Origin of the sequence: Pseudomonas sp. BF-RE-22 (genome assembly GCF_019956155.1) — a bacterium.
GTDB lineage: Bacteria > Pseudomonadota > Gammaproteobacteria > Pseudomonadales > Pseudomonadaceae > Aquipseudomonas > Aquipseudomonas migulae.
In genome coordinates this window covers 59,088-75,230 of record NZ_JAHBDD010000010.1, presented here as the reverse complement: position 1 = coordinate 75,230, position 16,143 = coordinate 59,088, and the positions used below count along the sequence as shown (strand labels likewise).

The window sequence follows — 16,143 nt, the reverse complement described above, 5'->3', positions numbered from 1 at the left end:
GACCGAAGCGACTCCTTCGCGGGCAAGCCTCGCTCCTACAGGGGATGTGGTGTTTATTTGGGTGGGTAATTGGCGAGTATCCGCCCGACCGTCTCACGTATCGCTGTGCTGCGGTCCGACGGGTTCGGGGTGCGGCTGAGGATTTGTTCGTCACTGCCGCGCCACACCAGTTTGCCGTCCTTGCCGTCGAGCAGGTCGATCTGGATGATCGCCACTTTGTAGCTGATGTTACGGGTTTCGTTGTACATCGGCCCGCCCCAGTAGCCATTCCACGGGTTACCCCAAGCGCCGCCGTAGTTGGTGGTCACTTGTTGCTGACGGTCTTCGACGATCAGGTAGGTTTGCACGCTCACATCACCCTTTTTGCCCGCAGCGGCAGGACGAAGGCCACGCTGGTCCAGCTGATCGGCCACCGATTGGCGGATGCGCTGTTCGGTCAGGTCGCTCTTGATCCGTGGGTCATCGGGGCGATATTGCAGGGCGGGGTCTTTCCAGCTCCAGCTGCGATAGGCGGCAAAATCGCGGCTGGCGTCGAAGTCATGATTGACCTGGTTGGCGGCGCAGGCTGTCAGGAGCGCGGCCACTGCCAGTAAAACGAGACGGCGGAACATGATGATTCTCCGATTGAAGACATGAACCTGTGAAACGCTTCTTTTTTGCAGAAGCTAACTAGGAGGATACGCCGACATGGCCTTTTCCACAGCCTCCCGAATGGCATCGGCGCGTGCACTCTGGCTGCCTTTGTTGCTGGTTTCGGCGCTCGAACTCCAGACGGGTTGACCGCTTTGAGCATCGAACATGTCCACCTGTACCACCACGACCTGTTCCGAATAGGTGCGAACGATCGGCACCGTGTTGTACATGCCATAACCGCTGCCGTAGCGGTTGTAGCCGCCATACCCGCCGCCGTAGTAACCGTAGTCGTCCTGAACCTGCCGCAAGCGGGTTTCCAGATGCAGATTGGCGCTGACGAACAGGTCCGCCGGACGATTGTCGTGCAGCGGGCGCAAGCCGCGCTGATCGAGGGCGTTGCTCACGGCTTCGGCGACTTGCGCCGAGTCCGCCCACGCCGAACCCGGCGGCAGTTGCCCATTGAGCCAGGCCCAACTGCGGTAGCGGCCATAGTCACGCGGCGGGGCCGGATAGGCGCTGCGGTCGAACGTGTTGGCGGCCTCGGGCGGTGCCGGCGGCAAGGGGTTGGACGTCGCCACATAAGGGTTGCTGCCCTGGCAGGCAGCTAATCCCAGACAGATCACCAGTAACCCGGTACGACGTTTCATTTCGCGCTCCGATCAGACCGGCCGACAGATCCAGTGCAGGTAGCGTCCAAGCCCGGCAAAACTTGGGTGACGCCGGTGGGCCAGTTCCATTTCGAGCAAGTCCACCAGTTCGGCGCGGGCCTGAAACTCCACTGGCATGTAGTCGTGAAAAACCCGAACCCCGCTCTGGGTTTCGACCTGCCACAGACCTTCAAGTTGCACCGCCAATTCACGCGGATCAAGGGGTTGTTGCGGCGTCAGGCTTTGCTTTTCGCCGGCCATGTCGTTCTTGCGCATTTTGCGGAAGTGGCCCTTGAGCAGGTTGCGGTAGATCAGTGCATCGCGGTTGTAAAACGCCAGGGACAACCAGCCGTCCTGCTTCGTCAGTTGATGCAGTACCGGCAGAATCGCGTGGGGTTCGGCCAGCCATTCCAGTACGGCATGGCACAGCACCAGGTCATAGGGTTCGGTGAGCTGACCGAGCAGGTCCTGCCACGGCGCCTGAATAAAAGTGGCCGTCTGGCCTGCATCGGCAAAGCGTTGGCGCGCCCCTTCAAGCATGGGTTCGGCAGGTTCGGCCAGTGTCACATCATGCCCGCGCTGGGCCAGCCACAACGACATGTGGCCCAGGCCGGCGCCGATGTCGAGTACGCGCAAGGGGCGGTCCGGCAGGGTTTCCGCCAGGTCGGCCTGAAGCACCGCCAGACGGATCGCACCTTTGGCGCCACCGTAAATCTTTTCGGCGAAGCGGGTCGCCAGTTGATCGAAATGACGGTCGCTCATCAGCTGAACCTCCGTTCACTGTCCGCGAGTTTGCTGCGCACCACTTCATTCATGTCCAACCCCAACTCGCTGCACAGCAGCAGTAGATAGAGCACGATGTCACCGACTTCCTGCCCGGCATGGGCGAGTTTGTCCGCCGACAACTGGCGCGACTGGTCTTCGGTCAGCCACTGGAAGATCTCCACCAGCTCGGACATTTCCACGCTCGCGGCCATGGCCAGGTTTTTCGGGCTGTGAAATTGCCGCCAGTCATTGCGGTCACGGATGGCGTGCAGGCGTTCGGTCAGTTCAACAAGGTTCATCGGGCTCTCCTGAAGGCGTATAGCTTCGGGGGGATGGCCGGGGATGGCAAGTGGCGTTAGCTCCTGTAGGAGCTGAGCTTGCTCGCGATGGCGGTGTAAAGGCAGCATTTATGTTGGATGTTCCACCGCTTTCGCGAGCAAGCTCTGCTCCTACAAGTGCATCAACGAAGCAGAATCTTGCGTCATACTCATACGATTGCCGTATCGGGGAACTCGGCGCTGCGATGACTGGCCCAAGGCTCAACCACTTACATCAGGACGTTAACGACATGCAGGTAGACAGTTTTTTCGAATGGCTCGGCCAGGCGCTCGGCTCGGTCATCCGTTTTATCGTTGACGCCCTCAGCGGCCTGTTCAATCAGTTGAGCAACGCCGGCAGTAACTTCGTCGAAGGGTTGTCCAGCGCGCTGGGCATGGACACGTCGATCATCAGCATCATTGCGCTGATCCTGGGGCTGATGCTGTTGTGGTCGGCGATCCGGGCGTTCATGAATGCGTCGATCATCATGGGGATCATCTGGTTGCTGCTGGGGTTGTGGTTGCTTAGCTGGATAATCCACTGACACCACCAATCTCCTGTAGGAGCGAGACCGGCTTGCCGGCGATGGTGTGTCAGCTACGCAGGTGTCGGCTGACACACCATCGCCGGCAAGCCGGTCTCGCTCCCACAATGGATCGGCGCAGATGCCGGATGTATCGCTACAATGCCCGCTCCCCAAGGAGCCTGCATGTCCAACCTGATTGCCGACTGGCGCGACCGCCCGACCCATCGCCGGGTCTGGGCGCTCGCCGCGCCCATGATTCTTTCGAACATTTCCGTGCCGCTGGTGGCGCTGGTCGACAGTACGGTGATCGGTCACTTGCCCCACGCCCATCAGTTGGGCGCCGTCGCGGTCGGGGCCAGTCTGTACACCTTTCTCGCATGGGCCATGGGCTTTCTGCGCATGGGCTCCACCGGGTTTGCCGCCCAGGCCGCCGGACGCGGGGATGGCGCGGCGTTGCGGCAGATCCTGTTGCAAGGCCTGTTGCTGGCCATGGGACTGGCCATTGCCTTGGGTGCGCTGGGCATTCCGTTGAGCGGTGTCGCGCTGCACTTCATGCAACCTTCGGCGGAACTGGATCAACTGACCCGCGAATTCTTCCACACGCGATTGTTCGGTCTGCCTGCGGCGCTGGCCAGTTACGCGTTGGTCGGCTGGTTCCTCGGCACGCAAAACGCCCGGGCGCCGCTGGCGATTTTACTGAGCACCAACCTGGTCAACATTGCACTGAACCTGTGGTTCGTCCTCGGCCTGGAATGGGGCGTGGTCGGTGCGGCCCGGGCCTCGGTGATCGCCGAATGGACCGGCGCGCTGATCGGCCTGCTGATGACCCGCAAGGCACTGCGCGCCTACCCCGGTCACATCGCCTGGGCCGCGTTGGCGCTGTGGCAGAGTTGGCGACCGCTCCTGGCCGTGAATCGCGACATCTTCATCCGCAGCCTGTTGCTGCAATCGGTGTTTTTCCTGATCACCGTGCAAGGTGCGCGGCTGGGTGACGCCACGGTCGCCGCCAACGCGTTGCTGCTCAATGGTTTGCTGCTGACGGCCCACGCGCTCGACGGGTTGGCCCATGCCGTGGAAGCGCTGTGCGGGCACGCGATTGGCGCCCGCGACCGGGACGCCCTGCGTCGTTCATTGGTCGTCGCTTGCGGATGGTCGTTGTTGGCGAGCCTGGGGTTTGCCGTGTTGTTCCTGTTTGCCGGGCACTTGTTCATCGAGATGCAGACCGACATTCAGAACGTACGCGACACGGCGTTCATCTACCTGCCCTACCTCGCCGCCCTGCCATTGATCGCGGTCTGGAGCTACTTGCTCGACGGGCTGTTCATCGGCGCGACCCGCGCTCGGGAGATGCGCAACGGCATGCTGTTGACCGTGATCCTGTTGCTGCCGTTCGCCTGGGGGCTGCAAGGTTTGGGTAACCACGGGCTGTGGATAACTTTCCTGTTGTTCATGGTGTTGCGCAGCGCGACCCTCGGCGCAATCGCCTGGGTGCTGCGCAACAACGATGGCTGGTTTTCGGGCCGGGTTCATTGAGGCTGATTGTTCTGCCAGCATTTGCGCAGGCTATCGAGACGCTCCTGTTGCGTAAGCCCCGACAACGGCTGCACCAGCGAAGCTCGGGGGTGCTGCAAGCGCAGCCATAACCAGCCATCAAGCACCGGCCGCTCGCTGAAACCCAGCGCCAGCCCTTCCTGCACATGGGACCACAGGCGGCTGAAATCGGCCCCGATGGATTGGCTCCAGTGCCAGGCATGCTGCTCCAGCAGGCAGGTTTGCAGGGTTTCGCGCTGACGTGAACTGAGGCTTTCTTCGACCGCCAGCGGGCTGACGGCGAGCCCCGGGTTGAGCAACTGCTGCCAGCCCTCGCTGCCGATCGCCCGATCGGCCCAGGACCCGCCGAACCAGTGCAACTGGCTGATCGGGCCCAGCCAGCGACTCAATTCCCGGGCATCACAGGCATCGAAAAAGTAACTGGCCGTGTTCGGGTTGTAATAACTCAACAAGGCTCGATGGTGCAGCCCGCAAGAGACGATGAGCATGCGGCGCAAATGCTCCAGCAACTCTGAGGACGACACCTCGCTGACGATCAGCAAGCCACGCCAGACCTGCGTTTGGCTGTAGCACAACTCGGCCAGTGCCGGGCACGTTCGAAGGTCAATGAGTACCGGGCCGTCTTCGCGCAGCGCCTGCAATTCGGTGCCCTCGAACAACCAGAACCACTGGGCCTGCGCGAACACCTGATGCAGTGCTGCGCTCGCTTGGGCTGCACTCTGGACATCCAGCAACAGCCATTGCGGGGTTGCGCCAATCATGCCGCACCGCTCTGGCCAAACAGCGTCGCCGCCCGACAGGTGCAAAGCGCCTGCGGGCAGTGACTGAAGCTGCCGCCGCCGGGCAACAGGCACAACAACACCAAGGGCTCGCCCGAGCGCAGGAGTTCCAGCAAGCCGTCATGGGGTGATCCATCCTCAGGCGGGCTGGATTCCTCAACCTCTTCGAGCGACGACGGCGCGTGAAGAAATCCGCAAATCAGCGGCTGATCCGGATCGCCCTCGATAAAGCTCACCACCACCTCGGTCCCTTCGCTCAGTGGCGAGGCGGTCGGCCCTTCCAGCTCAGCCGCCAACGGCAGCCAACAATGACTGGGCGTCGCGCCTTCGCCCTGATAGAGCCAGTCAAACTGCACAGCAATCGGTCTGGAAGGATCGGGCCGTGGCTCATCCACGTCGACCACCCAGGCTCGTTGCAGGCTGTGCATCCGTGGTTTCACCGCGCAATGCGGCGAGACGAAAGGCAACTCCCAGTGAATCGCACGGATCTGGTTGCTGTACGGGACCAATGGATCCTGACTGCCCTGATGGTCGACATGGGTCAGCAACCACAGATGATTCCAATCGGCGACCGGATGGCCAGACAAGGGCATCAACTGACCGCTGCGCAGCGTCGGCAGGTCCGTGCAACCTTCGGCACTTTGCGCGGTGCGTTGCTCTGCCTGAAGCTGAAACCGGCGCACCGCAGGAGAAGCTTGCCCGACCGCGAACACCGCGGTTTCGCCGAGACGAAAATGCCCGTGGCCGTCACCGAACACCACGCAATGCCCATCGCTCTGATGCTCGAAATGGTAGTGAAGACGTTCCTGGGCACACAGGCGCTGGAGAAACTGCAGATCCGATTCCCGATACTGCGTGCAGAAATCACGGGGCGGGTAATCGCCGGTCAATTCGAAGCGTCGGTCCTTGCCGGTAATGCCGTGTTCCTTGAGCACCTGGCTGAGGATCTCGGGCACCGACAGCGCGCTGAAAATCCGCTGGCTGAAACGCTGGGACAGACACGTCAGCTTCGGCCCCAGACGCACGTGGCAAAGCCTGACGCTCGGGCCATGGTCACGCTGGACCAGTTCATGCAGTTGGCCATGGAAAGCGCAGCCCTCTGGCCCGAAATGCAAAACGGCCGGTCGGTACAGCAGGCTCGCGAGGTCCAGCTTCGGGTCATTGATCAGCAGATCCACATCGAACACAAAGGGCTCGCTGATCGCTTCTCTACCGGTAAAGGCCAGGACTTCGAAAGGGTCGGGCAGACCGGCTACATCCAGACGAAATGAAGGTTCGTTGACTGGATCGAACATCGGCGATTCTCTACAGGAGGGGCGGCCGGGGATTCTCGCCGAGAGACATGGCCGAGTAGAGTGCCGAAGTACAACTTAGGAAATGGCCTACGCGAAAAGAAGACCATATGGCTTTGATAGCCGGGAGTGTGGGACGTTTCGCTTGAAAACAGAGAACCGCCGCACCAGGTCATCCGAAATTTCCGCAGCGTGCGGAACATTTTCAGACAACCTGGCGAGAACGGCGGCTTACCTCAGGAAGACAGGTAAGACGAACGGGTCAGGCCCAGACGCAGGGCGTCGAGGAACTGGGTGCGCTCGGCCGCGCTGATGCGCGCACTGGCGCACTTGTCGCGGTAGTGGGTCATCAGCTCTTCCGGCGACAAATGCACGTAACGCAGCATGTCTTCGATGGTGTCGTGGGTTTCGATACCCGCGTGGTACACGCTGCCGTCGGCATTCTGGTAGATGTTCACCGAGTCGGTGTCACCAAACAGGTTGTGCATGTCGCCAAGAATTTCCTGGTAAGCGCCGACCAGGAAGATCCCCAGCAGATAGTCTTCACCCTCATTCAGAGCGTGCACCGGCAGGCTGGTCTCGATGCTCTGCTCGTCGACGTATTGCTTGATCTTGCCGTCGGAGTCGCAGGTCAGGTCTTGCAGCACCGCGCGGCGCAGCGGCTCTTCGTCGAGACGGTGCAGCGGCAGGATCGGCAGGACCTGGCCGATGGCCCAGGTATCCGGCAGGCTCTGGAATACCGAGAAGTTGCAGATGTACTTGTCGGCCAGCTTGTCGTTGAGTTCGTCGAGCACCTGACGGTGCGAACGCTGACGTGCCTTCAACGAGTTGTGCAAGCGACGGCACACGGCGAAGTAGCATTGCTCGGCCAGGGCTTTTTGCGCCAGGGTCAGCTTGCCGTCGGCGTACTGGGTGGCCACGTCGCTCATGTAGTGAGTGGCGCGCCAGTAGGTTTCGGTGACCATTTCGATGTCGGTCGGGCCGAGCAGGTCAACCAGCCACTGCACGGTTTCCGGCAGCTCTTCCTTGTTGTCGATCTTCGGCACGTCGTCGTTGTGTTTCTCGACGTCGGTGACTTGCACTACCAGCATGGCATGGTGCGCGGTCAGGGAACGGCCGCTTTCGGAGAAAATGTTCGGGTGCGGCAGGCTCTGCGCGTCGCAGAACTCTTTGAGCATCCCGACCACGACACCGGCGTAATCGTCCATGTCGTAGTTGATCGAGCTGGCGTTACGCGAGTGCGTGCCGTCGTAGTCGACGCCCAGACCGCCACCGACGTCGATGTGGTCAACCGGCAGGCCGAGGTTGCGCAGTTCGCCGTAGTAACGAATCGCTTCCTTGAAACCGTGCTGGTAGTCCGCCAGGTTGGCAATCTGCGAACCCATGTGGAAGTGCAGCAGACGAATGCCCTGGTCCAGACCCGCCGCGCGGAAACGCTCGACCACCGACAGCAGTTGCGCCGCCGACAGACCGAACTTGGATTTCTCGCCACCGGTGTCCGCCCACTTGCTCGAAGCCAGGGACGACAGGCGCACGCGCAAGCCGACCTGCGGCTTGACCTTCAGCGAGGCGGCTTCTTCGATCACCAGGCCGACTTCGGATTCTTTCTCGATCACGATGAACACGTTGTGGCCAAGCTTCTGGCCCATCAGCGCCAGTCGAATGAACTCGCGGTCCTTGTAACCGTTGCACACGATGGTGCCGCCCTTCGGCGCCAGTGCAAGCACGGCCAGCAGCTCAGGTTTGGAGCCGGCTTCCAGGCCGATGGACACGTTCTGCGTGGCGATGATGTTTTCGATCACCGCTTCTTGCTGGTTCACCTTGATCGGGTACAGCGCGGTGTACTTGCTCTGGTATTCCAGGCGCTCGATGTTGGCATCGAAGGCGCCGGTCAGCTGACGCACGCGGTCTTGCAGAATGTCCGGGAAACGCACCAGCAGAGGCAAGGACAAGCCGCTTTTACGCAGCTGGTCGACTTGCTCGAACAGGTCGATAGGCGAACTGGCCGGACCGTTCGGACGAACCTCGACGCGACCGGCGTCATTGATCGCGAAATACCCGGCCCCCCAATGGCGAATCCCGTAAACACTGCGGCTGTCCGCAACTGTCCATTGGCTGCCATCGTCTTTGCGTGTGCGTCGTACGGACATTGAAGTCCCCTATAAAGAAGTCATAGAGCGTCGCCTGGGTTCAGGCCGGCGCAGTCTAAAGGATGAAAATGACGGTTCGTCAACGAGGGGATAGACCTCGCTGACCGCAGTGAGTTTAGAAACCGGTCAGAACAGGCTCTGTGAAAACCATGTAGGCGACGCCAGGCCAGAAGAAATCAGGACAGGGTCAAGCCGAGGGTGGTTTTCACAGAGGCTGCTAGCCGCCGGACTTCTTTGCCTTGAAACCGAGTTTGATCAGCTCGCCCAACAACAGCTCGACATGATCGCCCTGGATCTCAATGATTCCGTCTTTCAACGCCCCACCGGTGCCACAGCGTTTCTTCAACGTGGTGGCCAGGTCCTTGAGCGCGTCTTCAGCCAACGGCACGCCGGTGATGGTGGTCACCGTCTTGCCGCCACGGCCCTTGCTTTCGCGACGCACGCGAGCGATGCCGTCGCCGGCCGGGATAACGGTCTGTTTGCAGATACAGGCGTCCACCGGCTTACTGCAATCCGGGCAATGACGACCTGCGTCGGTGGAAAATACCAGGCCACCAAGGGCGGCGAAGGATGCGGCTTTTTTGGCCACCGGCAATCCTCTTGGGAGGACAAAGACTGGTCGCGGCAACCTGGGCAGGTGCCATCGACCGCGAAGCCCCACTCAGGCAGGGGCAGCGCTACTGAACCGAAACAACCCTGTAGGAGCGAAGCTTGCTCGCGAAGAACGCAAGGACGATGCGTACAATCTGGATGCACGCGTTATCGTTAACGTCCATCGCGAGCAAGCTTCGCTCCTACAAAGAGCAATACGGTTCAGCTTGAAAAGGTCGCGCAGTGTAACGGCAAAAAGCCGACTTGCTAAGAGCCAATCGGCGCCAATTTATGCCTCTTTTGCGACGTCCCCGCCACGAGCCCGGAGATAGCGCTTCAACGCGGCCAGAGAGTCCGGGCAGTAAGGCTTTTCGTCGATTTCCCGAAGCACTTCATCGATTGGCAAAAAGCGCGCTTCGAGCACCTCTTCCGGTTGCAGGATCAACGGGCCGTCCCACACCGCCGAAAACGCCGAACACCACAAACGATTGCCGGTGTCTTCGAAGAAAAAATGATCATGGGCAGTGAGTTCCACCCCGCTCACGCCCAACTCTTCTTCAAGCTCGCGGGCGGCCGATTCGGCGTAGGTTTCGCTGACGAGCACCATGCCCCCCGCCGCCACGTCCCAGTAACCCGGATAAATCGCTTTGCTCAGGGTGCGCCGGTGAACGCAGAGTTCGCCAGCCGAATTGAACAGCATGATGTAGGTGCCGCGCCCGATCAGCCCGCGCTCGCGCAGGTCCGAGCGGACCAGAGCGCCGAGCAGGTTGTCCTGCTCGTCGACCCAGGCGATCTGTTCGGCATCCGAGGCCGCGCGGTGGGCGGCCTCTCTGGCGTTATCGACCATGACTCAGCCCTGATTGAGCAGTTGACGCAAATCGATCACTGCGGCGTTGGCCCGGGAAATGTAATTGGCCATGACCAGCGAGTGGTTGGCCAGTACGCCGAAGCCGCTACCATTGAGAATCATCGGGCTCCAGACCGGTTCCTGCGACGCTTCCAGTTCACGAATGATCTGGCGCACGCTGACGGTCGCGTTCTTCTTCGCCAGCACATCGGCGAAGTCGACTTCGATGGCACGCAGCAAGTGGGACAAGGCCCAGGCCTGACCGCGAGCTTCATAGAACACGTTGTCGATCTGCATCCACGGGGTTTCGACGATTTCCTCGTCAACCTGTGGCACCTGACCCGGCGCGACCACTTCGGTCTTCAGCGCGGTGTTCAGTTTGACCCGGCCAACGCTGGCCGACAGGCGTTGCGACAGCGAACCCAAACGGGTGCCCACATCGCCCAGCCAGTTGTTCAGGTTGTCGGCGCGAGCATAAAACAGCGCGTTTTTCTGCAAAGGATCGGACAGGCGCGCCTGATAGCGGCTCAGGGAATTGATGCCTTCCTGATACTCGGACTCGCTGGAGGGCAGCACCCAGCTTTTATTGTCAAAGTTGAAACGCGGCTCGGCTTTCGCCAGATCAGCGTCTTCGGCCGATTGCGACTGCGAACGGGCGAAGTCTTTGCGCAGCGCCCGCGTCAGATCGCGGACCTGGACCAGCACGCCATATTCCCAGCTCGGCGTGTTGTCCATCCACAGGCCCGGCGGGAAACGGTCGTTGGAGATGTAGCCGCCCGGTTTGGTCAGCAAGGTATCGGCGACGGTCTTGAGCGTTTCGACCGTGGTGTAGCCGATGACCATTTGCTTGCCTTCTTTCTCGGCCGCCACTTGAGCATTCTGTTGGACCGGGAACAGCGCCGGCTCCTGGCTCCAATACCAGCCAAGCACAAAGGCCACAATCAGATAGAGGCCGATCAGCGTGGCCAGCGCCCGACTGAACAAAAGGCCACCGATGTAACTGCGGGTAGCCGATTTCGGTTCAGCGGCACGTTCAGGCGCGCTGCCCGCGCGGTTCTTCCAGTCCAGCATGGCGATATCCTTTCAATCACTTGAGTTCATCGGTTCGACCACAACCATACAACAACGTGCCTTTGCCCGGCACCCGTCGTCGGGTTATCCGCAGAAATTAGCGTCAGGTCTGTGACAACCGAGCGCCGATGAATTCTAGTCGCCCTGCCAGGGTTAAACGCCAATGACCTTCATTGAAATTTGCTGCCACCCCGTTGATGTAAACAGATGAGCAATGCCCTTGCCGTCGGTCCTGCGTGGCGCCGTGTCCCCATCCACCGTCGCAATGTAGTCATGCAGCGCCAGCGGCTCACCGGTTGCGCTGTCCAGGAGGCGAAAGACCCTTGGCGTTCTCGACGGCTGAACAGGCGGATTTTGCATCAGCTCCATTACCTTTGGATCAAAGGTCCGCTCCGGCATTACCCAGTCAGCGTAATCGGCTTCAGGCCTGACCAACCGCCATTCTCCCCGCTCGATCGGGTCGAGCACCTCGCTCTCGATATCAATCAACAGGCCGGCACGCAACTCGTCCATTCCATCGATAAGCTGCCGATCTTGCAGCGCCTGGCGCACAAGCTCCAGCGCTTGCTCACTGGGCCAGGCATGTTGACGCTCCCACTCGGACAGATCGAGCTCGTTGACCAACCTCATCCCTGCACCTCGGTGTTCCACTCATCGGAGCCCATGGTTCGGCTGATTTCATGCCGCCAATAGATTCGCCGGTAACTGAAATGAACCTTTTCCAGTTGAGTGAGGTAAGCGGTGTCGGGGTCCTGACAGTGGGGCATGAGCACATCGGCACCGATGATGACCGCGTCTTCCAGTTCCATCGTATAAAAGTGTTCCTGGGTTCCCTTAGCCGAGGTGCGATACCACTCGACGCGGCATATTTTTAGCAATTCTCCAGAACATAAAGCGTTGTTGATCAGCGGTGTCGCTTTGTCGATGGCCTTGGTGACGATCAAGGGCTTGTGCATCCGCTGCCCGGCGCCTGAGCCTTTGGGCACGAAAATGCCGTGGCTCAGGGCTTGAATCATGATCTGGTCCTCGCGCCCCAATTGGTAAACGTTACCCACCGATGCTTCGGTGAAGGCGCCTGCGCTGATCAAGCCTTGTTGTTTACCGTGGAGGGTCATGAAGGCGGGAGTTGGCATGGTGGGGCTCCTTTTTTATTTGGGTTGTGGGGCGGGGAAGTGCGAGGGTTCGTCGTACATGTCTTCGATTTCGTCGAAGGGCCTCCAGGCTTTACCGAGGTCCAAGGTGATGAGGTAGCGTTCCTGACTCGGATTTCGATAATCCTCGAAACGTCCCAATATCAGCATGGCCTGATACTTGTCGCCCGCCTGCCAATAGGATCGCCCGGAGAGAATTCCTTTACTCAAGTAGGCCCGCCACTCAGGGGTATCGTCGATCGTGGGATTGTTTCGCAGCCCCTTTGCCACCCAACCTTTTTCGCGCCATTGGTCTTGCAGGTCGAGAACTACCTTGAGGGCATCATCGATCAGTAGTGGCTCTATCTGCGGAGACATGCGGATACTGCTAACGATATTGTCATCAAATACAACAGTGAAAAAGCGCGCTCTCGGTGTGACGAATTCGTACTGCGGATCGATGAATCGAAGGCGCGCATCTGTCTTGGGAAGGCCCATCCAGACGTGCCCGGGGACCATCGGACTGAAGGGAACTGAAGAATGTTTGCGCAAGGTTTCGTAGGTACCGCCCATTTCCAATGCGATGACCGGCTCTTGCGATAGAGACTCGACTAACTGATTCGTAGCCATCCATAGCAGGACAGCCAGAAACAGCCAACCCGCCCCAAGCCGCCAGCGGTCGATACCTGGCCGCAGACTCATGGGATTACCTGCCCAGACGCAATCTCGATGATCGACTGCTCAAGTACACTTCGGTTTGTGTCGTCAAGCATCTGATCAAAGCGCGCTGCAGCGCGAAGTACGAAAGGCATTCGCTGCTGGATATCCGACAAGTCCGCCAGCGGGTTGTTACTGAAACCAATGGTGCGCTCGTCTTCGACGCGCTCACATTGACTGGTGAGGGTCAGCTCAATCGCCTGGGCAACGCCTGAAGGAAACCCAGTGACGTAGGATGCGTGGTTGGCACGCAGTAAGCTGACCAACTGCCGATCCTTGTAAATAGTTGGCTGGAGAATGTTCTGTTGCTCATGCCAAGCCAAATGCTCAACGCTACCGGCAATATCTCCATCCTCTATCGCCTCAAAACCCAGCAAAATCTCGGTGTAATCCAGCCCGAATTCCAGCTTTTCCTTCCCCACTGGCCACAGCACCGGAAACCTCTGATGCCCAAATATTCCCGCCCGTGCTCCCAAACACTTTTTCAACTCTCTGAACCCACGCTTCGCATAAAACTCATGCAACGGAAAAACATCCAGAAACAGCGTGGTATTCCCCAGCGCCATCATGTCGTGCACATGCCTGAACTGCTGCTGCACCAGCGACAGCTCCTCACCCGTTGAATGAAAATCCACAGAGGGCACCGGATTTCGCGCATCCGCTTCCTTATATTCACGCAACTCATCCGCCTGCCCGGCCATCCTGTCAGGCGTCAGCAAACCATGCTCTCGGCGGCTATCACGCATACGGTCCCGCGACTCATGCTCATCGCGAATGAGATCGATACTGTCCGCCGCATGAAGCAATCCGCAGCCAACCTGCTTGGAGGCAAACGCCGCCAGCCCGGCCCATTGAAACCTGGAATCGTGCAACCAGAGTCGAGCGTACGCAGCGTTGATAACGCGGTTGCGCTCAACAGGGTCGGCAATCAATACCCCTCCAGGTGCGACGATGTCCTCCGCCTCCCGCTGGTAGTGTCGCCATAGGCACGCGCACGTCAGAATCGGGACGTCGGTAACAAACGTCTTGCTCCCATAGAGCAGTTCCTCTTTGCATTCACAATCAGCAACGGGCGTGCTGTTGTGATTCAGGCGCTGCTCGTCGCAGGGATGTTCTTTGAAACACTGGGTCATGATGGGCCGATGGCATCTAAGGGTTTCCCTGACACCCTACCAGCCGAAAATCCGGTTCAAGTCTGCCGGCGAAAAATCAGAACTCCCTGACAAGTAACGCTCGCCGGGATGACAGACGATTCGCGAAAACAGGCAGGAGAGGCCCTGATCATGGGTAATACCAGATCACCGACACACATTTTCAGACCCGCCAGTCAGAAACTGAATGACGTCGCATTGCAGATTATTGACATACGACACTCATGCGACTGAAAAGAGGTGCTAGCATAGAGCCACCAGTCGATCTCAGCATGCACCCTAACTAGTAGTCAGGATATGACCGAGCCAGAAGACCCCAGCCGTGAGCGCCTCAAGCACCACTTTGCCCAGCGGGTAATTCATCAGGCACGTCAAATTCTTGAGATCTGGCAGCGCCTGCAACGCAGTGAGTGGTCCACCACCGACTTATCGGAACTGAGTGAAGCCAACCTGCGCCTGCTGCGTTTCGCCGAGCGCTTCGAACAACCGGAACACACGCAACTGGCACGCCACATCGGCCAGTCGCTGGAGGCTGTCGACGCCAATCGCGGACGCCTCAGCAGCGGCCTGATCACTGACCTCAATCGCTTGATGCAGCGCCTGTCGCGTACCGGCCTGCGCCATGGCGATCAGCTCGAACAAACCTTCCTGCCGCCGTTGCGCAAGCCGATCTACGTGATGCTGCAGGATCACGACCGTGCCGAGCGACTGGCCAAACAACTGGAATTTTTCGGCCTCAGCGCCCAGTCCCTCGACAGCGTGTCGGCGTTTCGCTCCTCGATGGTCGAGCGTTTGCCTGCCGCGATTGTCATGGACGTGGACTTCAGCGGCCCCGGCGTCGGCCTGAAACTGGCCGCCGAAGCCCAGGTCGGCCTGGATGAACCGTTGCCGTTGCTGTTTTTCAGCCTGCTCGAAACCGACACCCCGACCCGCCTCGCCGCCGTGCGTGCCGGTGGCCAGGAGTTTCTCACCGGCACCCTCGAAGCCTCGAGCCTGCTGGAGAAAATCGAAGTCCTGACCTGCGTCGCGCAGTACGAACCTTATAAAGTACTGATCATCGACGATTCCCGCGCACAGGCCTTGCACACCGAGCGCCTGCTCAACAGCGCCGGGATCGTCACGCGCACCTTGATCGAGCCGATCCAGGCCATGGCCGAACTGGCGGATTTCCAGCCCGACCTGATCATTCTCGACATGTACATGCCGGCCTGCACCGGTACGGAACTGGCCAAAGTGATCCGCCACAATGACCGCTATGTCAGCGTGCCGATCATTTACCTGTCGGCCGAAGACGACCTGGACAAGCAGCTCGACGCCATGAGCGAGGGCGGCGACGACTTCCTGACCAAACCGATCAAGCCCCGGCACCTGATCACCACCGTGCGCAACCGCGCGGCGCGGGCGCGCAATCTGAAAGCGCGGATGGTCCGCGACAGCCTCACCGGGCTGTACAACCACACGCACATCCTGCAATTGCTCGAAGACTGCAGCTTCCGCGCCCGCCGCGAGAGCAAGCCGCTGAGCTTTGCGATGCTCGACATCGACCACTTCAAACGTGTCAACGACAGCCACGGCCACCCCATGGGCGACCGTGTGATCAAGAGCCTGGCGCTGTTCCTCAAGCAACGATTGCGCAAGACCGATTTCATCGGCCGCTACGGCGGCGAAGAATTTGCCATCGTCATGCCGGACACCGATATCGAAGCGGCCTGCAAAGTCCTCGACGAAATCCGTCAGCGCTTCGCCGAAATCCATTACCCCGCTCAACCCCAGGACCTCTGGTGCACGTTCAGCGCCGGGGTGGTCGAGCTGTGCGAAGACTCCGACGGCCTGATGATGGCCAGCCAGGCGGACGAGGCGCTGTACCGTGCCAAGCATGCCGGACGCAACCGTGTACAAGCCGCACGGACGTCAAAGCAAAGTGCCACTTTTTCATCGGAATCGACCCATTCAGTCATAACCCTGTAACAGAAAC

General features: G+C 59.9%; 17 protein-coding genes. 3 read left to right on the top strand and 14 right to left on the bottom strand.

The window, feature by feature from the left end; translation table 11 throughout:
- Window positions 1-53: 53 nt before the first annotated feature.
- Genes KGA82_RS06435 through KGA82_RS06420 form a run of 4 tightly spaced genes read right to left on the bottom strand, consistent with a single transcriptional unit; the run spans window position 54 to window position 2,344 of the window.
- Entirely contained in the window at window positions 54-611 is a 558-nt protein-coding gene (locus KGA82_RS06435) for a DUF4136 domain-containing protein (protein WP_008031292.1), read from the bottom strand.
- Window positions 612-665: 54 nt separating this feature from the next.
- Entirely contained in the window at window positions 666-1,280 is a 615-nt protein-coding gene (locus KGA82_RS06430; protein WP_008038742.1) for a DUF4136 domain-containing protein, read from the bottom strand.
- 12 nt (window positions 1,281-1,292) lie between these two features.
- Entirely contained in the window at window positions 1,293-2,042 is a 750-nt protein-coding gene (locus tag KGA82_RS06425; protein WP_008038741.1) for a methyltransferase domain-containing protein, read from the bottom strand.
- On the bottom strand, window positions 2,042-2,344 hold the full coding sequence (locus KGA82_RS06420) for a MazG-like family protein (protein WP_223449972.1): 303 nt from the start codon (window positions 2,342-2,344) through the stop codon (window positions 2,042-2,044). Before KGA82_RS06420 ends, KGA82_RS06425 begins: the two co-directional genes overlap by 1 nt.
- Window positions 2,345-2,613: 269 nt before the next feature.
- Here KGA82_RS06420 and KGA82_RS06415 point away from each other — a divergent pair, with 269 nt between their 5' ends.
- Together KGA82_RS06415 and KGA82_RS06410 are read left to right on the top strand one after the other, a co-directional pair.
- On the top strand, window positions 2,614-2,907 hold the full coding sequence (locus KGA82_RS06415) for a hypothetical protein (protein ID WP_008031285.1): 294 nt from the start codon (window positions 2,614-2,616) through the stop codon (window positions 2,905-2,907).
- Between the two features lie 165 nt (window positions 2,908-3,072).
- Window positions 3,073-4,422, top strand: a complete 1,350-nt coding sequence (locus KGA82_RS06410; RefSeq protein ID WP_223449971.1) for an MATE family efflux transporter — start codon at window positions 3,073-3,075, stop codon at window positions 4,420-4,422.
- Here KGA82_RS06410 and KGA82_RS06405 read toward each other — a convergent pair.
- The 10 genes from KGA82_RS06405 to KGA82_RS06360 all read right to left on the bottom strand — a co-directional run bounded on the left by KGA82_RS06405 (window position 4,416) and on the right by KGA82_RS06360 (window position 14,150).
- Window positions 4,416-5,201 carry a DUF4123 domain-containing protein gene (locus KGA82_RS06405; protein ID WP_223449970.1) on the bottom strand — a complete coding sequence of 262 codons (786 nt, stop codon included), beginning with the start codon at window positions 5,199-5,201 and terminating at the stop codon, window positions 4,416-4,418. The genes KGA82_RS06410 and KGA82_RS06405 overlap by 7 nt on opposite strands.
- Window positions 5,198-6,514 (bottom strand): contractile injection system protein, VgrG/Pvc8 family, encoded by a 1,317-nt coding sequence (locus tag KGA82_RS06400; RefSeq protein WP_223449969.1) that lies wholly within the window; start codon window positions 6,512-6,514, stop codon window positions 5,198-5,200. The genes KGA82_RS06405 and KGA82_RS06400 overlap by 4 nt, the downstream gene beginning before the upstream one ends.
- Before the next feature lie 233 nt (window positions 6,515-6,747).
- Window positions 6,748-8,661 carry an arginine decarboxylase gene (speA, locus tag KGA82_RS06395; RefSeq protein ID WP_008031279.1) on the bottom strand — a complete coding sequence of 638 codons (1,914 nt, stop codon included), beginning with the start codon at window positions 8,659-8,661 and terminating at the stop codon, window positions 6,748-6,750.
- Window positions 8,662-8,878: 217 nt separating this feature from the next.
- A complete protein-coding gene (locus tag KGA82_RS06390) occupies window positions 8,879-9,250 on the bottom strand; it encodes a translation initiation factor Sui1 (protein WP_008031278.1) in 372 nt (123 codons plus the stop codon).
- Between the two features lie 291 nt (window positions 9,251-9,541).
- A complete protein-coding gene (locus KGA82_RS06385) occupies window positions 9,542-10,099 on the bottom strand; it encodes an NUDIX hydrolase (RefSeq protein ID WP_223449968.1) in 558 nt (185 codons plus the stop codon).
- A 3-nt stretch (window positions 10,100-10,102) separates the two neighbouring features.
- Window positions 10,103-11,170: a DUF2333 family protein gene (locus KGA82_RS06380; protein ID WP_008031276.1), complete on the bottom strand. Its 1,068-nt coding sequence runs from the start codon at window positions 11,168-11,170 to the stop codon at window positions 10,103-10,105.
- A gap of 153 nt (window positions 11,171-11,323) precedes the next feature.
- The gene (locus KGA82_RS06375) at window positions 11,324-11,800 is read right to left on the bottom strand and encodes a hypothetical protein (protein ID WP_192226978.1); all 477 of its coding nucleotides are present in this window, start codon (window positions 11,798-11,800) and stop codon (window positions 11,324-11,326) included.
- The gene (locus KGA82_RS06370; RefSeq protein WP_223449967.1) at window positions 11,797-12,303 is read right to left on the bottom strand and encodes an Hcp family type VI secretion system effector; all 507 of its coding nucleotides are present in this window, start codon (window positions 12,301-12,303) and stop codon (window positions 11,797-11,799) included. The genes KGA82_RS06375 and KGA82_RS06370 overlap by 4 nt, the downstream gene beginning before the upstream one ends.
- 15 nt (window positions 12,304-12,318) lie before the next feature.
- A complete protein-coding gene (locus KGA82_RS06365; protein ID WP_223449966.1) occupies window positions 12,319-13,002 on the bottom strand; it encodes a hypothetical protein in 684 nt (227 codons plus the stop codon).
- Window positions 12,999-14,150 (bottom strand): DUF2515 family protein, encoded by a 1,152-nt coding sequence (locus KGA82_RS06360; protein WP_223449965.1) that lies wholly within the window; start codon window positions 14,148-14,150, stop codon window positions 12,999-13,001. Before KGA82_RS06360 ends, KGA82_RS06365 begins: the two co-directional genes overlap by 4 nt.
- 315 nt (window positions 14,151-14,465) lie before the next feature.
- On the opposite strand from KGA82_RS06360, the gene gcbA reads away from it, so the two are divergent.
- A complete protein-coding gene (gene gcbA / locus KGA82_RS06355; RefSeq protein WP_008031270.1) occupies window positions 14,466-16,136 on the top strand; it encodes a diguanylate cyclase GcbA in 1,671 nt (556 codons plus the stop codon).
- Window positions 16,137-16,143 lie beyond the last annotated feature (7 nt).